This window comes from Streptomyces macrolidinus, from assembly GCF_023887685.1.
Taxonomy (GTDB): domain Bacteria; phylum Actinomycetota; class Actinomycetes; order Streptomycetales; family Streptomycetaceae; genus Streptomyces; species Streptomyces macrolidinus.
The window spans coordinates 1-874 of sequence record NZ_JAMWMR010000102.1; the positions used below are offsets into that span (position 1 = coordinate 1).

1 protein-coding gene is annotated in these 874 nt (G+C 65.6%); it reads right to left on the reverse strand.

All coding sequences use genetic code 11. The features are described 5' to 3' along the window. Positions 1 to 57: 57 nt before the first annotated feature. Entirely contained in the window at positions 58 to 828 is a 771-nt protein-coding gene (locus NGF19_RS30410) for a transposase (RefSeq protein ID WP_252429158.1), read from the reverse strand. Between the last annotated feature and the right edge of the window lie 46 nt (positions 829 to 874).

Sequence of the window (874 nt, forward strand, 5' to 3'; positions counted from 1 at the left end):
CTAAGGCTTGTCCCGTAAATGATCTACGGCATGCTGGATGACCAGCTCGTTTCCCCGCTATCCGGCGAGGGTGAGGTTGTGCAGGCGGGCAATGCCGAGCATGGCGTGGTGAACGCCATCGCCTTTCAGGCGACAGTCTCGGAGGATCTTCCAAGTCTTCATGCGGGCGAAGGCGTGCTCGACGCGGGCGCGGACCTTGCGGTGGGAGGTGTTGTGTTCCTCTTTCCAGGCCGGGAGTTCGGCCTGGCCGCGTTCGCGGCGGTGCGGGATGACCAGACCCGTGCCCCGGTAGCCGCCATCGGCTATCACCGTGGTGCGGCCGACGGCCGCCTTGGTGCCGGACAACTCCCATGCCTTGCAGTCGTTGCGGTTCCCGGGCAGTGGCCGGCCGACGGCGACGACGAGCCGGGTGTCAGCGTCGATGACGACCTGGTGATTGGTGGAGTACCGGTAGTTCTTCGACTTCTCGGCAACGCTGTGGTCGCGGGTCGGAACCAGGGTGCCGTCCACGATCAGTACGGTCTCCTTGCGGAACCGCTTGCGCGGCTGGAGCGCGAGCGAGGGTCCGAGGTGGTCGATGATGCGGTCGGCCGCCGACTTCGACACCCCGAACAGCGGTGCCAATTGCCGCAGCGTGAGGTTGGTCCGCCAGTACGCGGCGACCAGCAGGACCCGGTCCTCCAGCGGAAGGCTCCAGGGCCTTCCTTTGCGGACCGGATCCGCGCCTTCACGACGCAACGCTGTGACCAGCTTGCCGAACTGACGCGTGTTCAGCCCGGTGAACGGGGCTATCCAGGACGGCTCCGACGCCGTGATCACACCAGTCACAGCAAGATCATCTCACCCGTGACCAGCAGTTACGGGACAGCCCTTA